This window comes from Streptomyces sp. GbtcB7, from assembly GCF_019091445.1.
Classification (GTDB): domain Bacteria; phylum Actinomycetota; class Actinomycetes; order Streptomycetales; family Streptomycetaceae; genus Streptomyces; species Streptomyces mirabilis.
Genome location: NZ_JAGXJM010000065.1, coordinates 1 through 16,860 on the forward strand (window position 1 = coordinate 1; position 16,860 = coordinate 16,860).

14 protein-coding genes and 5 pseudogenes are annotated in these 16,860 nt (G+C 68.6%); 14 read left to right on the plus strand and 5 right to left on the minus strand.

Annotation, left to right across the window (positions count from 1 at the left end):
* Positions 1-425: 425 nt before the first annotated feature.
* A pseudogene (locus tag KVT44_RS59480) lies at positions 426-536 on the plus strand (DUF2267 domain-containing protein); the annotation flags it as partial.
* A 22-nt stretch (positions 537-558) separates the two neighbouring features.
* Here KVT44_RS59480 and KVT44_RS60390 read toward each other — a convergent pair.
* Positions 559-693, minus strand: coding sequence for a hypothetical protein (locus tag KVT44_RS60390; RefSeq protein WP_302832245.1), 135 nt, complete (start codon positions 691-693; stop codon positions 559-561).
* A 42-nt stretch (positions 694-735) separates the two neighbouring features.
* On the opposite strand from KVT44_RS60390, the pseudogene KVT44_RS61315 reads away from it, so the two are divergent.
* A pseudogene (locus tag KVT44_RS61315) lies at positions 736-867 on the plus strand (hypothetical protein); the annotation flags it as partial.
* Positions 868-883: 16 nt separating this feature from the next.
* On the opposite strand, the gene KVT44_RS52215 reads toward KVT44_RS61315, so the two are convergent.
* Complete coding sequence (locus tag KVT44_RS52215; RefSeq protein WP_217575859.1) at positions 884-2,008, minus strand: amidinotransferase; 1,125 nt, start codon at positions 2,006-2,008, stop codon at positions 884-886.
* Between the two features lie 371 nt (positions 2,009-2,379).
* Positions 2,380-3,462: a TerC family protein gene (locus tag KVT44_RS52220; RefSeq protein ID WP_217575807.1), complete on the minus strand. Its 1,083-nt coding sequence runs from the start codon at positions 3,460-3,462 to the stop codon at positions 2,380-2,382.
* Between the two features lie 148 nt (positions 3,463-3,610).
* Between KVT44_RS52220 and KVT44_RS52225 the strand changes: the two are divergent.
* The 3 genes and pseudogenes from KVT44_RS52225 to KVT44_RS52240 form a co-directional block, all read left to right on the plus strand.
* Positions 3,611-3,827 (plus strand): annotated as a pseudogene (locus tag KVT44_RS52225) (transposase family protein); the annotation flags it as partial.
* Between the two features lie 69 nt (positions 3,828-3,896).
* The gene (locus tag KVT44_RS61320) at positions 3,897-4,514 is read left to right on the plus strand and encodes a Ku protein (RefSeq protein WP_217575861.1); all 618 of its coding nucleotides are present in this window, start codon (positions 3,897-3,899) and stop codon (positions 4,512-4,514) included.
* 73 nt (positions 4,515-4,587) lie between these two features.
* Positions 4,588-5,303, plus strand: a pseudogene (locus KVT44_RS52240) (IS256 family transposase); the annotation flags it as partial.
* A 6-nt stretch (positions 5,304-5,309) separates the two neighbouring features.
* Here the strand turns inward: KVT44_RS52240 and KVT44_RS52245 are convergent.
* A complete protein-coding gene (locus KVT44_RS52245) occupies positions 5,310-6,533 on the minus strand; it encodes a transposase (protein ID WP_217575811.1) in 1,224 nt (407 codons plus the stop codon).
* Between the two features lie 117 nt (positions 6,534-6,650).
* On the opposite strand from KVT44_RS52245, the gene KVT44_RS52250 reads away from it, so the two are divergent.
* The 3 genes and pseudogenes from KVT44_RS52250 (at position 6,651) to KVT44_RS52260 (ending at position 8,913) form a co-directional block, all read left to right on the plus strand.
* Positions 6,651-7,244, plus strand: a complete 594-nt coding sequence (locus tag KVT44_RS52250; RefSeq protein WP_217575813.1) for a YdeI family protein — start codon at positions 6,651-6,653, stop codon at positions 7,242-7,244.
* A gap of 153 nt (positions 7,245-7,397) precedes the next feature.
* A pseudogene (locus KVT44_RS52255) lies at positions 7,398-7,904 on the plus strand (transposase); the annotation flags it as partial.
* Between the two features lie 625 nt (positions 7,905-8,529).
* Positions 8,530-8,913 carry an AlpA family transcriptional regulator gene (locus KVT44_RS52260; RefSeq protein WP_217575815.1) on the plus strand — a complete coding sequence of 128 codons (384 nt, stop codon included), beginning with the start codon at positions 8,530-8,532 and terminating at the stop codon, positions 8,911-8,913.
* 178 nt (positions 8,914-9,091) lie between these two features.
* On the opposite strand, the gene KVT44_RS52265 is transcribed toward KVT44_RS52260, so the two are convergent.
* Entirely contained in the window at positions 9,092-9,601 is a 510-nt protein-coding gene (locus KVT44_RS52265) for a MarR family winged helix-turn-helix transcriptional regulator (RefSeq protein ID WP_217575862.1), read from the minus strand.
* A 103-nt stretch (positions 9,602-9,704) separates the two neighbouring features.
* Between KVT44_RS52265 and KVT44_RS52270 the strand changes: the two genes are divergently transcribed.
* From KVT44_RS52270 to KVT44_RS52295, 6 genes are all read left to right on the plus strand, one after another.
* Positions 9,705-11,183, plus strand: a complete 1,479-nt coding sequence (locus KVT44_RS52270) for an MFS transporter (RefSeq protein ID WP_217575817.1) — start codon at positions 9,705-9,707, stop codon at positions 11,181-11,183.
* A 102-nt stretch (positions 11,184-11,285) separates the two neighbouring features.
* Positions 11,286-12,713 (plus strand): cytochrome ubiquinol oxidase subunit I, encoded by a 1,428-nt coding sequence (locus KVT44_RS52275; protein ID WP_217575819.1) that lies wholly within the window; start codon positions 11,286-11,288, stop codon positions 12,711-12,713.
* Positions 12,710-13,756, plus strand: coding sequence for a cytochrome d ubiquinol oxidase subunit II (locus KVT44_RS52280; RefSeq protein WP_217575821.1), 1,047 nt, complete (start codon positions 12,710-12,712; stop codon positions 13,754-13,756). The genes KVT44_RS52275 and KVT44_RS52280 overlap by 4 nt, the downstream gene beginning before the upstream one ends.
* Positions 13,753-13,998 carry a hypothetical protein gene (locus KVT44_RS52285; protein WP_217575823.1) on the plus strand — a complete coding sequence of 82 codons (246 nt, stop codon included), beginning with the start codon at positions 13,753-13,755 and terminating at the stop codon, positions 13,996-13,998. The genes KVT44_RS52280 and KVT44_RS52285 overlap by 4 nt, the downstream gene beginning before the upstream one ends.
* Complete coding sequence (locus tag KVT44_RS52290) at positions 13,985-15,709, plus strand: ABC transporter ATP-binding protein/permease (protein ID WP_217575825.1); 1,725 nt, start codon at positions 13,985-13,987, stop codon at positions 15,707-15,709. Before KVT44_RS52285 ends, KVT44_RS52290 begins: the two co-directional genes overlap by 14 nt.
* A partial coding sequence (locus tag KVT44_RS52295) for a hypothetical protein (protein ID WP_217575827.1) occupies positions 15,706-16,860 on the plus strand: 1,155 nt, incomplete at its 3' end. The genes KVT44_RS52290 and KVT44_RS52295, both read left to right, overlap by 4 nt.

A 16,860-nucleotide genomic window follows, 5' to 3' on the forward strand; every position in this document is an offset into this window, starting at 1 on the left:
AGCCGTGGTGCTTGGAAACAGGCATGCCCGGTTCTGAGGGGGCCGGGTCATGGCAACATGACCCGGCTACCCGACCAATGCCGCGGCATCGCAACCCGCTACGAGAAGACAGCCACGATCTACCTGGCCGGACTCCACGTAGCAGGCATTTTCCTCTGGTCCGCAAGGTGATCCGAACGAAAGCCCCTGGACGTACGCCGCCGAGCAGCGCACCTACGGCGTGCCTGAGGAATGGGTGCAGCGGGCCATCGGCTTGTACGTCGGCGTCCGCTCCGGCGTCCTGAGCTCGGTCACCGGCGATGTGGGGAAGGTTTTAGGCCGCCCGCCCCGGGACTTCACTGACTACCCCGCACCGCCGCTCCGCTGCACAGGGCGCCTGGACCGCCTGACCCGCTTTGCGGTCGACGCCCGGTCTCCGGCGCACCACGGAGAAGGCCGCGACGTGGGAGGTCAACGCCGTGCTCAGCGTAGTGGCCGACACTGCGGGCGACGGCCTGATGAACTGGATCCTGCTTCAGCTCCCGCCTGGCACTGACCACACCCGCTCCAGAATGGGGCTCAGCGGAGCACGCCGTGGTGACGGCGGCCGGAGCGCCACAGGTGCATGCCCAGGTAGATCAGGGCGGCGGGGAACACGACGATACCGATGATGAGCAGGGTCATCGCGGTCGGCCTCGCCTTCACCACGATCATCACCATCCTCACCTCACATTTTCCAGACCTCAGGGTCCAGCCGTGACCTACGTCCCGCCCCGGCTCGTCATCGGCACTCGCGACTCCGACCTCGCCATGGTCCAAGCGACACACGTCGCAGATCTGCTCGAACGCACCTTCCCCCAACTCGCCGCGCATCACGTCGACGTAAGTAGGACCGGTGGGCCGATCAGTCGAAGTACGGCTCGAGCGTGCCGCGACGCCGGATATCGAGGGTCGCGCAGTGGAACGAGCCGCCGAACGGCGCGTAGTGCAGCAGGTCGCACGGGATGGGCTCGAAACCCCACTTTTCGAGGGCGTGCAGCATGCCGGTGTGGTGCCGCTCCGCGATCACCCGCTTCTCGTCGAGCATCAGCACGTTCATGCTGAGCCATTTGCCGCACATCGAGGTGATCTTGAGCAGGCGGTCGTCGATCGGGTCCGGCTCGGGGGCGACCAGCACGTCCCATGAGCTCAGGACGTCGGGCAGGCGGTCGACGTCTATGTATTCGGGATTGACCAGGACCTTGCCGGGCGCGAGGAGGACGATCGTCGTGTCGATGTGCATGGGGGTGCGGCAGCGGCTCTCGATCTCGTGGATGCGATAGCCGGGTCCGAGGTGACGGCGCATCCACTCGATGCCCATGCGGTTGGTGACGTTGCTCCGTGTGACGAACAGATCGCGTCCCGCGCGCACGAAGTCCGCCGCGTCGAACACCGGCTCGAACTCGGTGAGGATGTAGCGCATGGGCTCACCAGGTTCGGGCGCACGGAAACCTCGCTCGAACAGGGCGTCGGTGAGCTCCGGTTTCGGTGCCGCCGTCCAGCGCGCACCGCGCTGGAAGTAGTCCTTGAGGATCGCGCGATAGGAGTGGGTCTCGAAGTACCGACACGGCCATGCCATCGGGGTCTCGATGACCTCGTCGCCGATCACGAGCATGCTGTCCCGCGGACAGGTGTTGCAGAATCCGCGCGACGACCAGTGCGGCGTACCGAAGCGTTGCTTGTGATCGACCGCGTCCGGGCGCCTTACCGTGACATCAAGGGACCGCAGGAGGTCAAGGAACTGTTCGAGTTCGTGCTGCGCCCGCTCGATCAGCACGCGCGGATACTCGAAGCCGCCGGCCAGCCCCAGCAACCGCCCCGTCCATGGCGGAACGTTGCAGGTCACGACAGGATGACGGGAGGGAATCGTCGCGCCGTCGAGGCGACCGACGACGATCTCCTCCAGCGGGTCCCACTCGTTATGTGAACTGACCGGCGAAACGGCAGGTTCCCCGGCCTCGGCAGTCGTGGCAGATGACGCTGACATCATGCGCAGTCCGGAGCCCGCGCAGGGGCGTCGTGGTCGGCCAACGCTTGCGTTATGGTCTCCTGCCTCGCTGCAAGTGCGTCCATTCATGAGCGTCGGTCCACGTGGGTTCTGGGCGGGATGCTTCAGCACTTTGGCGGGCTTTTGTACTCCGGCTCCTCCAGATACTCGGGGCAGTCAGGGTTGCGGCACGGGCCAGGGCCCCACACGGGCACAAAGATCCCGAGCGTCTTGTGTCGTCTCTTAATGATCATGTCCAAGGTGTGCTTGCAGACCGGGCATGCGAGCGTCCCTTGCTGGGTCTTGTGCTCGACTTTGCTCATTCTTTAACAATAGGCTGTTTGTGTGAGAAAAGGGACGGCCTGCCCACTTCGTCACGGTGCGGCGTGGTCAGCGTGCCCGTCAGGTGGATCGTCTCGTCGACCTGGCCCTGCCTGCGGGTCGCTGGCGGGCCGGAGGTTACTGGCGGCCGTGCCTGGTCGTGGGGTTGGCTGCTCCTCCTGAGCGGCGGGGGCAGCCGGGATCGGGGCGGGGCGCAGCAGGCTCAGTACGACGGACGCGGCCAGGACGACGACGATGACCGCGAGGCTGATCGGTGAGGGGATTTCCGGGATGTCGGGGCTGATCATCTTGTGTGATGCCTGGAGGATGAGCTTGCCGCCGATGAAGGCCAGGATGATCGCGAGGCCCATGTTGAGGTAGTGGAAGCGGTCCAGTAGCCCGGCCAGCATGAAGTACAGGGCGCGCAGGCCCAGGATCGCGAACGCGTTGCTGGTGTAGACGATAAAGGCATCGTCGCTGACGGCCAGGACGGCGGGGACACTGTCGACCGCGAAGATCAGGTCTGCGGCCTCGATCGTGGCCACCACCGCGAGGAGCGGGGTGGCCACGCGTTTGCCGGCCTCCTTGACGAAGAACTTCATGCCCGCGTACTCATCCCGCACGGGGACGATCTTGCGGAGTAGTCGCAGGGCGAGGCTCTTGCCGGGGTCGAAGGTCTCCTCGTCGCCCTTGATGAGTTTGTAGGTGCTGTAGAAGAGAATCGCGGCGAAGGCGAACAGCACCGCAGTGAAGCGGCTGACGACGGCGACACCGAGGGCGAGGAAGATTCCGCGGAAGACCAGGGCACCCATCACGCCGAAGAACAGCACGCGATGCTGGTAGGCGCGGGGCACCTTGAAGTAGGCGAAGATCACCGCGAAGACGAAGAGGTTGTCCACCGACAAACTCTTCTCCAGCAGCCATGCGGTGGTGTACTCGGTGCCCGCCGTTGTACCGAGCACGAGGAAGACGACGCCGGCGAAAAGCAGAGCGAGACCCACCCAGAGCCCGCTCCAGACGGCAGCTTCCTTGAAACCGATGACGTGCGCGGTGCGGTGGGCCAGCAAGTCAACCGTCAGCGACACCACCACAGTCGCGGCGAACGCTCCCCACAGCCAGAGCGGGACCTCAGACACGCCGGTCACCCTCTCCGCAGTCCACGACGACACGCAGACCCTCACACTGGAGTCTGCGGCATCTCACCGTGCTGGTCGACTCCGGGCGTCCAGCGCGGTGGCCGGCCGGTGTTCCCCGCGCCCAAGCCCGGTGGAGGAAACTGGACCGCTGCCGATCGACCGCATCGCTGCGGATCACCCCTTCTCCTCAGGCAAGCACAAGAAGCACGGCATGAACGTGCAGGTCATCACCGACCCGTTCGGCCGCCTGCTGTGGGCTTCGGCCGCGCTGCCCGGCCGTGCACGACATCCCCGCCGCGGTGGCCCAGGCCGACATCCGCTGCTGGGCGGACAGGGCCTACCAAGGAGCCGGCGGCACCGTCCGGGGGAGCGACCGGGGTGCGCGCCATGTGCTGTGGGCTGACGCTGGGTGTGTGAAGGCCACGTGGTCCGGGATGATCCGGTCTGGGTTGGTCGCGCTGCCGGTCAGGCTGTACGCCGCCACGGAGGAGCATCCCGTGCGCCTTCACGAGATCCACGCCATCGACGGCAGCCGCGTCGAGCACCATCGCTTCTGCAGGGCCGAGAACCGGGAAATCCCGTACGAACAAGTCGGTAGGGGCTTCGCCCTGGGGGACGGGCGCATGGTGCCGCTCACGGACGAGGACCTGGCTCATCTGCCTCTGCCCACAAAGCGGACCGTCGACGTGCTCGGTTTCGTGCCCTTCGAGGACATCGACCCGATCAGTTACGGGCGGCCGTACTACGTGGGCTCCGGACCGGGCGCCGACCGCCCGTACTCCCTGCTCGTCGAGGCGCTCGCCCGCACCGGCTACGTCGCCGTCTCCAAGGTCGCACTCCGCGGCCGGGAGCGGCCGGCGCTGCTCCGCACCTCGCCACGGCATGCTCATCCTTCAGACTCTCCTGTGGCAGGACGAGCTGCGCGATCCCGGAGACCTCGCACCCTCGACGCCGGTCACCGACCGGGAGCTGGAGCGGGCCGAGGTGCTGATCCGGGAACTCACCGGCATCGACGTCGGCGAGGTGCACGACGAGTACGCCCACGCCCTTGAAAAGCTCGTGGACGTGAAGATCACCGGCGGTGAGCTTGCCGGGCCGGCGGAGGCCGCTCCTTCGCTGGACCTGATGGCGGCACTGGAGGAGAGCGTCCGGGCTGCCAAGCGGGCGCACCGACGCCCCTGCAGGAGCTGATCGAGGCCGAGGCCACCGATGTGATCGGTGCCGTGCCGCGCGAGCACTCCGAGACGCGCACGACCTGGCGCAATGGACACCGGGACAGGCTGCTGACCACGCAGGCCGGCGACCTGGACCTGAAGATCCAGAAGGTGCGGAGCGGGTCGTTCTTCCCGTCGCTGCTGGAACGCCGGCGGCGGATCGACCGGGCGTTGTTCGCCGTGGTGATGGAGGCATACGTGCACGGTGTCTCGACCCGCTCGGTCGACGACCTGGTCAAAGCACTCGGTGTGGACAGCGGGATCTCCAGGTCCGAGGTGTCCCGCATCTGCGATGAGCTGGACGAGGAACTGACCGCGTTCAAGGAGCGGCCGCTGGACCACACCGTCTTCCCCTACGTGTTCCTGGACGCCACCTACTGCAAGGCCCGGGTGAACCACCGGATCGTGTCCCAGGCCGTGGTCATCGCCACCGGGATCTCCGCCACCGGGCACCGCGAGATCCTCGGGCTGATGGTCGGCGACAGTGAGTCGACGCCGTTTTGGACGAAGTTCCTGCGCTCGCTGCGGGCCCGCGGTCTGGAGAACGTCCAGCTGGTGATCTCCGACAGCCACAGCGGTCTGGTGGCCGCGATCCGCACCGTTTTCCTCGGCGCAGCCTGGCAAAGGGGGTCTTCAAAGTTGAGCGGTGCGGAGTTGTCCGCAGGCTCGGCGGGTGGTGACGCAGCGTGTCCGTAGTCGTTGGTTGTCGGCGTTGCGGAAGCCGAACGCGTTGCGGGCGACGAGCTTGATCACGCGGTTGATCCCTTCGCTCTTGGCATTGCTGTGTCCGGTGTCGATGAACGCGGCGACCTCAGGCCACCAGCGGGCGACGGTGGTGGCGAGCTGGCGGACTTCAGGGATGTCGGAGTCCGCGCACCAGGTGAGGAACTTCCAGCGGGCGTGGCCGACTTGGTGGCGGCCGGCTCCGGTGCGGGCCAGGGCGAGGAGGGTGCGCAGGTTCTCCTTGGCGATCCAGGCCGTCAGCAGCGTCTGCCCGATCTTCCCCTCGCCCAGGAGCGTGTTCCACATCGTGGCGAACTGATCGTCGCTGAGGTCCTCGCGGTTGCGCAGGAGCCGCCATCTGGCCTTCCACTCCGGGTCGCTCGCCCGTCCGCGCCGGCCGCGGGTCTCGGCGGTGGTGCGGCGCCTGACTATGGACAGCATTTTGTCGGCGAGCTGGACCACGTGGAAGTGGTCGACCACGACGGTGGCGTGCGGCAGGCCGACACGGATCGCGGCGCGGCCCTCGACCTGTCCGAGCAGCCCGTCGTGGCCGAGGGCGTCGACGAAGCCGGTGTGCCACCGGTCCCGGGTCAGGCGCCACTTGTCGGTATCCGCATCCCGTTCCCAGCGGGGCCGTCCGCGGCGGGTCTCGTCGATGCCCAGCACTGTGACCTGCGGCAGAGGTGCCTCGGTGACGTCGCGGGCCTGCGTGCGGAAGGCTTCCATCACGGTCGGCCAGGACAGATGCAGATCCCGCGCGGCCTGGATGACCGTGGAGCCGGCATCCCGTATGCGGCGCCCGGCCGCACCCCGCAGCCGGGCGGTCAGCCTGGCACCAGCCGGGATCTGCGGGATCTGCTCGGTGAAGGACCGGCGAAGGCAGCCGGCCTCGCGGCACCACCAGCGGCGCTTGTGCCAGCGGAACTCCAATCCGCTCTCGCCGTAAGGGAGATCGCGCGGCCGGGTCACCGCCGAGCCCTTCACCCGGGTGGCGAAAACCTCGCAGGCCGGGCAGGCCCTGGCCGTCTCGTCGGCCGTGACCAGGTGAACCCTGCGCCCTCCGTCAGCCAGCCGCTCAACCCGCACGACGGACGCCCCGTCCAGATCGAGCAGCAACGTCGGATCGTTGAGCAAGCCCGTGGCTCCTGCATGATCGTTCTGCGTCGAGAACAGAAATGATCACGCAGGTCCAGGGGCATCCTGCATCCTGCATCCGGCGCCGTGCCCGAATGCGTCACGACAATCGGCCAAGTGTGGTTCGCTGCTGGGGTGACTCAGGACTTGGAGATCGTCGCATTCGAATCCGCCGAGGCATTCCAGACATGGCTCGGCGAGAACCACGCCGTCTCATCCGGCATCTGGCTCAAGCTTCGCAAGAAGGGCCCCGGAATCGTCGCGCTGGACTACGCCCAGGCGCTCGACGTGGCACTCTGCTACGGCTGGATCGACGGCCAGAAGGCCAAGTTCGACGACCAGTGGTGGCTCCAGCGGTTCACCCCGCGCAAGCCGCGCAGCAAGTGGTCCAAGGTCAACCGGGACAAGGTGGCCGCCCTGATCGAGCAGGGCCGGATGCACCCGTCGGGGCAGGCCGAGGTCGACCGCGCCAAGGCAGACGGCCGCTGGGAGGCGGCCTACGACGGCGCGAAGACCGCCACGGTGCCGGACGACCTCACGGCGGCCCTGACCGCCGACCCGGCCGCGGCGGAGTTCTTCGAGACACTGGACCGGCAGAACCGCTACGCGATCCTCTACCGGGTCCAAGACGCCAAGAAGGCCGAGACCCGGGCGCGCCGGATCGAGAAGTACGTAGCGATGCTGGCGAAGGGCGAGAAGCTGTACCCGTAATCGCGGAGAGGGCCCGCCGCGTGGTGCCCTGGGCTCCCGGCGCGCCTGTGGCCCCGGCAGCAGCCACCAGGTGCCCTCGCTGAGCGTGACGAAACGACGGAGGCCCTGAGCAGGCGTACCGCTCAACTTCGAAGACCCGGCAAAGGTGCCGGGGTTCACTTCGTCCGGGACGTGTTTTCGGTGATCGAGAGGGGCTCCGGGGAGATGGTCGCCGCCACCATCCGCACCATCTTCGCGCAGACCACCGGCGAGCAGGTGCGCACCCAGCCGAACGTGGTCGCCGACATGCTCGGACGGCAGTTCCCGCAGGTCAAGACGATGCTGCTGGATGCGGCAACAGACATCACCGCGTTCGCCGACTTCCCGCCGGCGCACTGGAAGAAGATCTGGTCCACCAACCCGCTGGAGCGGCTGAACCGGGAGATCAAACGACGGGCCGACGTCGTCCAGGTCTTTCCCAACCCCGCCGCCCTGGACCGGCTCGCCGCCGCGGTGCTGGCCGAACTCCGCGACGAGTGGCAGGTCTTCGACCGCCGCTACCTCTCCGAAGCCTCCATGGCCGAGCTCTTCACCACCAAACCAACCGAACCCGAACCGCAGATCACCCCCACAACCGGTACCGAAACAGCTGCCGTGACTACACCACCCCGCGGGACATGACCACGCGTGGACCGCGCACGCGCAATCCAACTACGGGCATTCTCGTCTGAATCTGCCCGTGCGTCTGTGCGGCTGGCCTTTTCAGAGAGGATCTGGCGCAGCGGGGGGTACCGCCTGGATCGCCGCATTCTCGCTCTACGTCGCGAGAATCGCGGATCTGTGAGCCGCGTGATTGCGGAAAAGATCGGCGCGAGGCAGCGTGTGGTCGGCGCCCGACTCCGGTACCTCTGTGAAGCGGAGCTACTGGTCACGGATCAGAAGGCAGCGGGCAGGTGAGGCCCTACCGGCCGGCGTCGTTGCCAGCAGACGGGGGCGGCGCGGGGCCTGGCTCGATCGGAACATAGCCGACGATCACCGGTTGGCCAAACCGGCGATCGTGCGGAGTATTGATGCGCTTACCGCACTGTTTCTAGCCGTCGGGTGAAGTCTTCTACGGCCTCGTCGAAGCCGCCTTCGCCATACCAGACCCGGAGTGCGAGCAGACGCGTGCTGCTCGGCATCCGTAACGGTGTGTCGATTGGCGGCCGGATCGCAGATCTCACCGCGCTTTGAGCAAAGGCCGCAGGCGCAGCAGCCTCGAATCTTCGCCCACGCGGCCCCTCACCTCTCTCACGCAGGACTTCCCATGCCTTCACGCCAACTACCCGCTGTCGCCACCACTTCGGACGCGCATGGCGCCGTCGGCAAAGCGTTCCTGAATGTCAGGGATGCAGCCGAGTACCTCGGCCTCTCGCCTCACACCCTTTACGTCTGGCGGCACCGGCGCCAAGGACCGCCCAGCTTCCGTATGGGCCAACGTGGCCGCGTCATGTACCGCTTGGCAGCGCTCGATGCCTGGATTCATGAACAGGAACGAGCCGACTCGCGCTCCAATACGGCCCTGAGTCCTCTGAGTGCTGCACCCCAGCAACGATCCGACCATGCGACAAAGCCGTCCATGCTCCCCAGATTCTCCCCAAGAGAGGCCCGCGGCCAGGGTGCGTGTGACGTGATGTGCAGGCTCGTCTGATGGGTTGCGGGAGTAACGATCGGTGACTTCTGTTGCGGATCACGACAGTTAGGCCGCGGGCGTCGGCCGCGATGACTGCCGCTGGAGTGGCCGACCGCCTGCGAGGTCATCGCAGACGTCGACCACTCTGTCGCATGCGACGCCCTTCGGGCCCGGTTGAGGTGCGGATGTCGGAAGGTCAGCTTTCCGCCGCCGGACGTGTGGCGCGGTTCCGCGGTCGCATCCTGGCCAGCCCGGTTTCCACGGCGGTGAGCAGGGTGAGGGCCGCGTCGAGGTGTTCGGTGTCGTGGTCGGCGGCCTCGGAGACGGCTGCGGCCCATTCCTGGCGGACGAGGGCGTAGTTGGCGCGCCCGCGTTCGGTGGTGTGGACGGTCACACCGCGGCCGTCCCCCGGGTCGGCGCGTCGCTCGACAAGGCCCTTGCGCTCCAGCCCGCCCAGGACGGTGGAGAGGTTGGTGCGCTGCAGTCCGGTCGCGGTGGCGATGCGGCTGGGTGGGGCGGCGGGCTCGCGTTGCAGGTAGCGCATCACCATGCCCTCGGACGGGGACAGCGGAACGGCCCGCTCGTCGGTGTAGCCGCGGAACTGGATCTCGCGGCTGATGATCAGCACGAGGTCGGCCAGCTCGGCCCACCGCTGCTCGTGGTCCGGTCCTGCTGTCGGGCCTGTCTGGTGCGCTTGGTCCTCCATCACGGCTCCAGGGTACGGGGTTGCCAGGAAGTAGTTATAGGCACATACTCCTTATGTGTTCATAGTTATGAGCACATAACATCCGTGCTCTCTGGGAGCTGCCATGACGACAACCACTTCCTCCCGGCATGCCGGGGCGACAGCACTCTCGCCCCATGCCACGGCCCGCGCCGGCGGCCTGCACCCGTTCGGGGTGTTCATCCTGCTGGCCGGCGCGTTCCTGCCGATCATGGACTTCTTCATCACCAACGTGGCCCTGCCCAGCATCGACGCCTCGCTGCACGCCTCCGCGTCGTCCCTCGAGCTGGTGATCGCCGGGTACGGCGTCGCGTACGCGACCCTGCTGGTCCTCGGAGGCCGGCTGGGGGACCGCTACGGCCGCCGCCGTATCTTCCTCGGGGCACTTGTGGGCTTCGTCCTGGCCTCCTTGGCCTGCGGTGTCGCCCCGAGCGTGGGCGCGCTGATCGCGGCCCGCATCGTCCAGGGCGCCACCGCCGCCCTGCTCATTCCGCAGGTGCTGGCGACGTTCCACCACGTTCTCGAAGGAGAGCGCAAGGCTCGCGCCGTGGCCCTGTACGGGGCGACCTCCGGCATCGCCGCCGTGGTCGGGCAGTTGGTGGGCGGCCTGCTGGTCAGCGCCGACATCGCCGGCACTTCCTGGCGGCCGATCTTCCTGGTCAACGTGCCCATCGGCGTGGTCGTGCTGATCGTGGCGGCCCGCATCGTGCCGGACACCCGCTCGCACCACCCGGTCGGTATCGACCTGCCCGGCACCGTCCTGTTCGCCGCCACCCTGACCGCCCTGCTCGTCCCGCTGACCGAGGGGCACTCCCTGGGCTGGCCGTGGTGGACCTGGCTACTGCTCGCCGTCGCGGTCGTCCTGGGCGCCGCCACCTACGTCGTGGAGAAGCGCGCCGAGCGGCGCGGCGAGGTCCCGCTGCTGCCGCCGTCCCTGCTGCGCCTGCCGTCGATGTCCCGCGGCCTGGCCATGGTGTTCGCCTTCAGCATCGGCTTCGGCGCGTTCATGTTCGTCTTCGCCCTCACCGTCCAGAACGGCCTGCACGCCGACGCCCTGCACAGCGGCCTGGCGATCCTGCCCATGGCCCTGCTCTTCTTCGCCGGTTCACTGGTCGCGCCCCGGCTGATCACACGGTTCGGCCGGGCGGCGCTGACCGCCGGGGCTGTCGTCCAACTCGCCGGACTGGTCTCACTGGTGACGGTCCTGCTCGGGAACTGGCCGCACGTCAGCCTGTGGGCGATGGCCGTTCCGCTGGCTCTGGTCGGCGCCGGACAGTCGATGCTGTTCGCCGGACTGTTCCGCAGCGTGCTCGCCGACGTCCCCACCCACCTCGGCGGCATCGGCAGCGGCGTGCTGATCACCCTGCAGCAGAGCGGTCTCGCCCTTGGCGTGGCCACCCTCGGCACCCTCTACCTGACCATGGCGCCGCACAGCGTCGCCCACGCGTTCGCCGGCGTCGAGTACGTGCAGATGGGCATCGTCGCCCTGCTCGCGGTCAGTGCCGCCGCCCTGCCGCGCTTCACCAAGGCCGCGTCGGCCACCACTCCGGTCGTCGACGCCTGAACCCGCCGCCCCGCGAGCGCGGACGCGGACGCACTCGTGCCCACCACCGCACATGTGTGAGCCCGCACCCGCCCCCGGGGCGCTGCGCGAAAGGAAGCAGCGATGAGTCTCCTGGACCTGTCGCGATGGCAGTTCGCCATCACCGTCATGTTCCACATGACCTTTCCGGCGATCACCGTCGGACTCTCGATCTTCCTGTCGGTCGTCTACGGCTTGTACTGGCGTACCGGCAGGGCGGTCTACCTGCAGATGTTCCGGTTCTGGCGGCGCATCTTCGCCGTCGGCTTCGCGATCGGCGTGGTCGCCGGAGCTGTCATCACGTTCCAGATGGGTCTCAACTGGGGCGTGTACGGCGCGAAGACGGGCCCGATCATCGGGCCGATCATCGGCATGGAGGTCGTGACCGCCTTCTTCGTCGAGGCCGGCTTCATCGGCGTCCTGCTCTACGGCGACGGCCGCGTTCGCAAGGGCACGATGTTCGTGTCCACCGTGATGGTGTCGGTGGGCACCGTCCTGTCGTCCACGTGGATCATCGCGGCGAACTCGTGGATGCAGACACCTGCCGGGTTCAAGGTCGTCCACGGTCGGTTCGAGCCCACGGACTGGATGCGCGTCATCTTCAACCCGTCGTTCATCTGGCGCTGGCCGCACATGCTGGCCGCCGTGCTGATCTCGGCGAGCTTCTTCGTCGCCGGGATCTCGGCCTGGTACCTGGTCAAGGGGCGCGCGAAGGGCTTCGCCCGCCGCTCGATGTCGATCGCGCTCGGGATCGCCGCGCTGCTGATGCCCGTCCAGCTCTACCTCGGTGACAGTGTGGCCGGGCATGAACTGCCCTATCAGCTTTCGAAGTTGGAGGCGATCGAAGGCAACTGGGACAACGGTGACACCGGCTTCGTCCTGTTCTCCATCCCGGACCAGCAAGCCGCGCGGAACATCGCCGAGCTCGACATTCCCTGCCTCGGCAGCTACATCGCCAAGGACCTCACCTGCCAGACGGCCATGCCCGGCCTCAAGCTCACCCCGGCAGCCGACCGGCCGGACATGGCCGCGACCTTCTGGGGCTTCCGCGTCATGTTCCTGGCGGCCGTGCTGATGTTCGGCACGGCGTTCGCCGCCACGATCCTGCGCATGCGCAACCGCCTGTGGACCGCGCGCCGCTTCCACCGGTTCGTCCTCTGGACGACACCGGTGGGGATCCTGGCCATCCTCGGGGGCTGGGTCACCGCCGAAGCGGGACGGCAACCGTGGATCGTGTTCGGGCAGCTCCGCACCTCGGCGGCGGTGTCCCACCTGGCACCCGGCGAAGTCCTGTTCTCCGTGATCGGCTTCTCCGTGCTCTACCTGATCATGCTGGTGGCCTACGTCGCCTACATCGTCCGCACCATGCGCATCGGCCCGGAACGCGACGATCCCGGGCAGGAACCTCCACCGGAGGACCTGCCGGACACCGGACGGAGCCGGCCTGCCGAGGACACCGTCGCGCGGGAGCTTCCCGTACCGCTCGGCTCCCGGGAGGTGGCGGCGCGATGACCACCACCCTCTGGTCGGCGACCGTACTCGTCTGTCTCCTGATGTACGTCGTGTTGGACGGCTACGACCTCGGCGTCGGCGTGGCCACCCTCCTCGAACGCGACCCCGCACACCGGCGGCACATGCTGGAGTCCGTCGCGGTGGGCTGGGACGGCAACGAGACCTGGCTCATCCTGCTCGGCGTCGCGCTCTGGGCGGGCTTCCCCCTGGCCTTCGGCACGATCCTGCCGCACGCCTACCTGCCGATGACCGTGGTGCTCTTCTCCCTCATCGTGCGTGGCGTGAGTGTCGAGATGGCGTCCCAGTCGCCGCCGGCTCCCCGCTGGACCACCGCCTTCGGCGTGGCCTCGCTGCTGGCTTCGTTCGGGCAGGGCTTCGCCCTGGGGACGCTGACCTCAGCAGTACATCTGCGAGGTGACGTGTACACCGGGTCGGCCTTCGGGGCCTTCAGCTGGTTCTGCGTGCTGTCGGGGCTCACTGTCACGGCCGCGTACACCGCTCTCGGATACGCCTACACCAAGCACAAGTCGTCCGGACGGCTGCGCGATTCGGCAGCACGACGGGGCGCGCTCGCCACGGCGGCCGCCGGAGCGCTGCTGATCGTCGTCCTCGTCACTGTCGACACCACCGCGGCACCGCTGAACCTCGACAGCCCGGGGCGCGCCTTCGCGTTCGCCGGCCTGCTGCTGTTCGCCGTCGGGGGAGCGGCCACCTCGCTCGTCACGTTCCCGTGGAAGCGGCAGTCCGGGGCGGCGGACACGCTGCCGCTCGGCGGGCTCGTGATCGCCACGGTGTCCGTGTTCCTCGCACTGGGCGTGGCCCGCTACCCGGTGCTGGTACCGCCGGGTCTCACCGTCGACAGCGCGGCCGGCCCGCACTCCACGATGGTCTTCATCCTCGTGGGCATCGGCCTGAACATGCCGCTGGTGCTGGCCTACAACGTGTTCGCCCACCGGGCCTTCGCAGGAAAGTTCCCCACCGAACTCCCGGTCGACGAACCCCCGGCACCCCAAAGTCCCCTAGCCACAGGAGCACGCTCATGACCACCCGAGACACAGGCCACGCGTCGTCGCCGCCCGTATCGTTCCGTGTCGTGCTGCGCCTGCTCGCCGCGGTCGTCTGGACCGTGCTGGGCCTGTTCGCCTACTTCGTCTGCCAGGGGATGTTCGGTGGCTACCGGCAGATGCACTCGCAGTTGCTGACCACCCTGGGCATGATCGCCATCGCTCTGACCGGTGGCATCGCGTGGATCGTCGACGAGCGGCGCCCTCATGACGACGAATGAGATGTACGAGACGGGTGAGCCGGGCACGGCCGAGCGGCAGGACGACGATGCATGGCTCACGGCATGCGCCGCGCCGGGACAGCACTGGTTCGGCCTGTCGGGCACCTTTCAGACACTGGAGACGCTGTTCACGATCACCCGCTGGGGCGCCCTGGCATGGACGGCCCAGGCAGTGATGGACCGGGCCGCGACGCACGAGACGTGGGGCCTCATGGCCTTCGCTGTCACGAGCGTGCTGGCGGTGTGCGCCGGCTGGACGGCAGGTACGCTCGCCGATCGGGGCGCGCGTGCCGTCGCGACCGGCCTGCGGCAGCAGTTGACGGGGGCTCTGTTGCCGACCGCCGGGCGGATCAGCGAGACGGGCCCGGCCGAGGCCGCGTGGGCGATGGTCGATCTGGCCGACGACGTCGCCGACTTCCACGCGCAGGCCGCGCCCCTGCGCCGGTCGGCACCGCTGTCCATGTTCGCCGTACTGGCGGTCACGGCCGCGGTGCACTGGCCGGCTGCCATCGTGCTCGTCCTGACCACGGCACTGCTGCCCCTCAACATGCGCCTGGCGGGACTGTTCGCCCAGCATGGCGCGGACCGGCAGTCGGCCGCGACCCGTCATCTGAACGCCGTCGTCCTCGACAGCTTCCGCGGCATGCGGACGCTGCGCGAGCTCGGCGCGGTCGGCCGGCGCGGTCAAACCCTGACCACGGCCGCCGAGCGGCTGAACAAGGCGACGATGAGCGTGCTTCGGCGTGCCTTCCTGTCCGGGGCGATCATGGACGTCGTCATCACGTTCTCCATCGCCGTGAACGCCACGTATATCGGTCTCTCGCTGCTCGGCTACGTGCAGGTGCCGTACGCACCACGGCTCGACCTGTTCACCGGTCTGCTGGTGCTGCTCGTGTGTCCGATGTACTTCGCCCCCGTGCGCGCCAGGGCCTCTGCCTTCCATCAGCGCGAACGCGCCATGATCGCGGCAGGCGCCGTCCGTGACATCGTCAAGGACACCCCCGCCGCAGTGACCCAGGCGGCCCGTCCGCGGCTGACCGAGCCGGTCGGTGTGTCGCTGACAGCAGTCCGGTTCCGCCATGGCGGCGCCGACTACGACACCATCAATGCCGACGTCGACTTCGCACCGGGCACCTGGACCGCGATCACCGGTGCCTCCGGTTCCGGAAAGAGCACGCTGTTGTCGTTGATCGCCGGTTTGCGTCGGCCGTCGGCCGGAGCGGTCCGGTGGCAGACCTCGTCCGTACGGCAGGCGCCGGTACTCGGCGGATCCGCCTGGGTCGGACAGCAGACGGTGCTGCTCGACGCGACCCTCCCCGACAACATCCGCCTCGGCCGTCCGGAGGCCACCAAGCAGCAGATCCGGCGGGCCGTCGACGCCGCCGGGCTGAACGCCGTGATCGAGGGCCTCCCCGAGGGACTGAACACCCGGCTCGGTGAGGGCGGTTGGGGTGTGTCGACCGGCGAAGCCCGCCGGATCGCCATCGCCCGCGCCTTTCTGCGCGGAGCCCGGCTCTGGCTGCTCGACGAGCCGCCCGCCCACCTCGGCGCGGGCAGCGGACCCGAGGTCGGCGAGGCCCTCCGACGAGCCACCGAGGGCTGCACCGTCATCATCGTCACCCACTCCTTCCCGCTGGCCGCCGCGGCCGACACCGTGCTCGCGATCGACGACGGCCTCCTGCACGACGCGAGGCTGGTGAACGCGCGATGAGCAGCAGCCGTAGCCCGAACGTCCGTGGTCGGCGGGCGCGTTCCCTAGCGGCCTGCGGGCTGGTGCTCGCGGTCGTCGCCGAACTGTCCTCCGCCGGACTGCTCGGCCTGTCGGGCTGGTTCATCAGCGCCTGCGCCGTCGCCGGGGCGGCCACCTTCAGCTCCTTCTCCTACATCGCCCCCAGCGGTGGTGTGCGCGCCTTCGCCATGGCCCGCGTCGCCGGCAACTACAGCAAGCGTCTGGTGCTGCACGCCGCTGCCCTGCGCCGGGTCGCCACCGCTCGGGCCGGCCTCTTCGACCGTGCGGCGGCCACCGGCCGGGCACAGGAGGACGGCCTGTGGTCGGGTGAACTGCTCGACCGCAGCATGGCCGACGCCGACAGCGCCGGGATGGCACTGATCGAGTGCACAACGCCCGTCGCCGTCACCGCCGCGCTGACCGTCGGTGCCGTCCTTGCCGTCGCGGCGTCCACGTCCATCGTGCCGGCAGCCGTACTCGCGGCCGGCGTCGTCCTCATGGCGGTGACCGCCCACCGTACGCCCGGCACCGCCCGCGAAGCCGAGCAGCACACCCGCAAGGCGCTGCGCGCCGAACTCGTCACCGCCGTCGACGCATGGACGGAGCTGGCATCGCTCGGCGCCGCCGAGCAGCTCGCGGCGCGTACGACGACGAGGTTCACCCGACTCGACACCGCACGGGAAGCGGCCGGTCAGCGCAGGCACCGGACCAGGCTGAGCATCGGCCTGATCGGCACGGCCACTCTGACGGCCACGGCCGCTACCGGCAGCGCACCGGATGCCGCCACGTTCGTGTTCGTCGCCCTGCTGTCTCTCGGCGTGCTGGCCCAGGCCGAGCAGCTGGCGAACGCCGCCGAAGCCCGAGCCACCGCGAAGGCCGCACACCGCAGGCTCACGACAAGCGTGCCGCTCACCGCGAGCGACACCACCGTTCCGGAGATGCGGTCGTGGTCCACCGAGCAGGGCATCGGCTTCGCCGACTACCTCCTTCCGCCGATGGCCCTCCGGCCGGGGCGCATCCTCGGTGTCACCGTCGCCCCAGGCGCGACGCCCGGCGTCACCGGCCGCTCCGGCCGTGGCAAGGGCACCCTGCTCCGGGGGCCGCGACTCGGACCGTACGGCCGACACGGACGA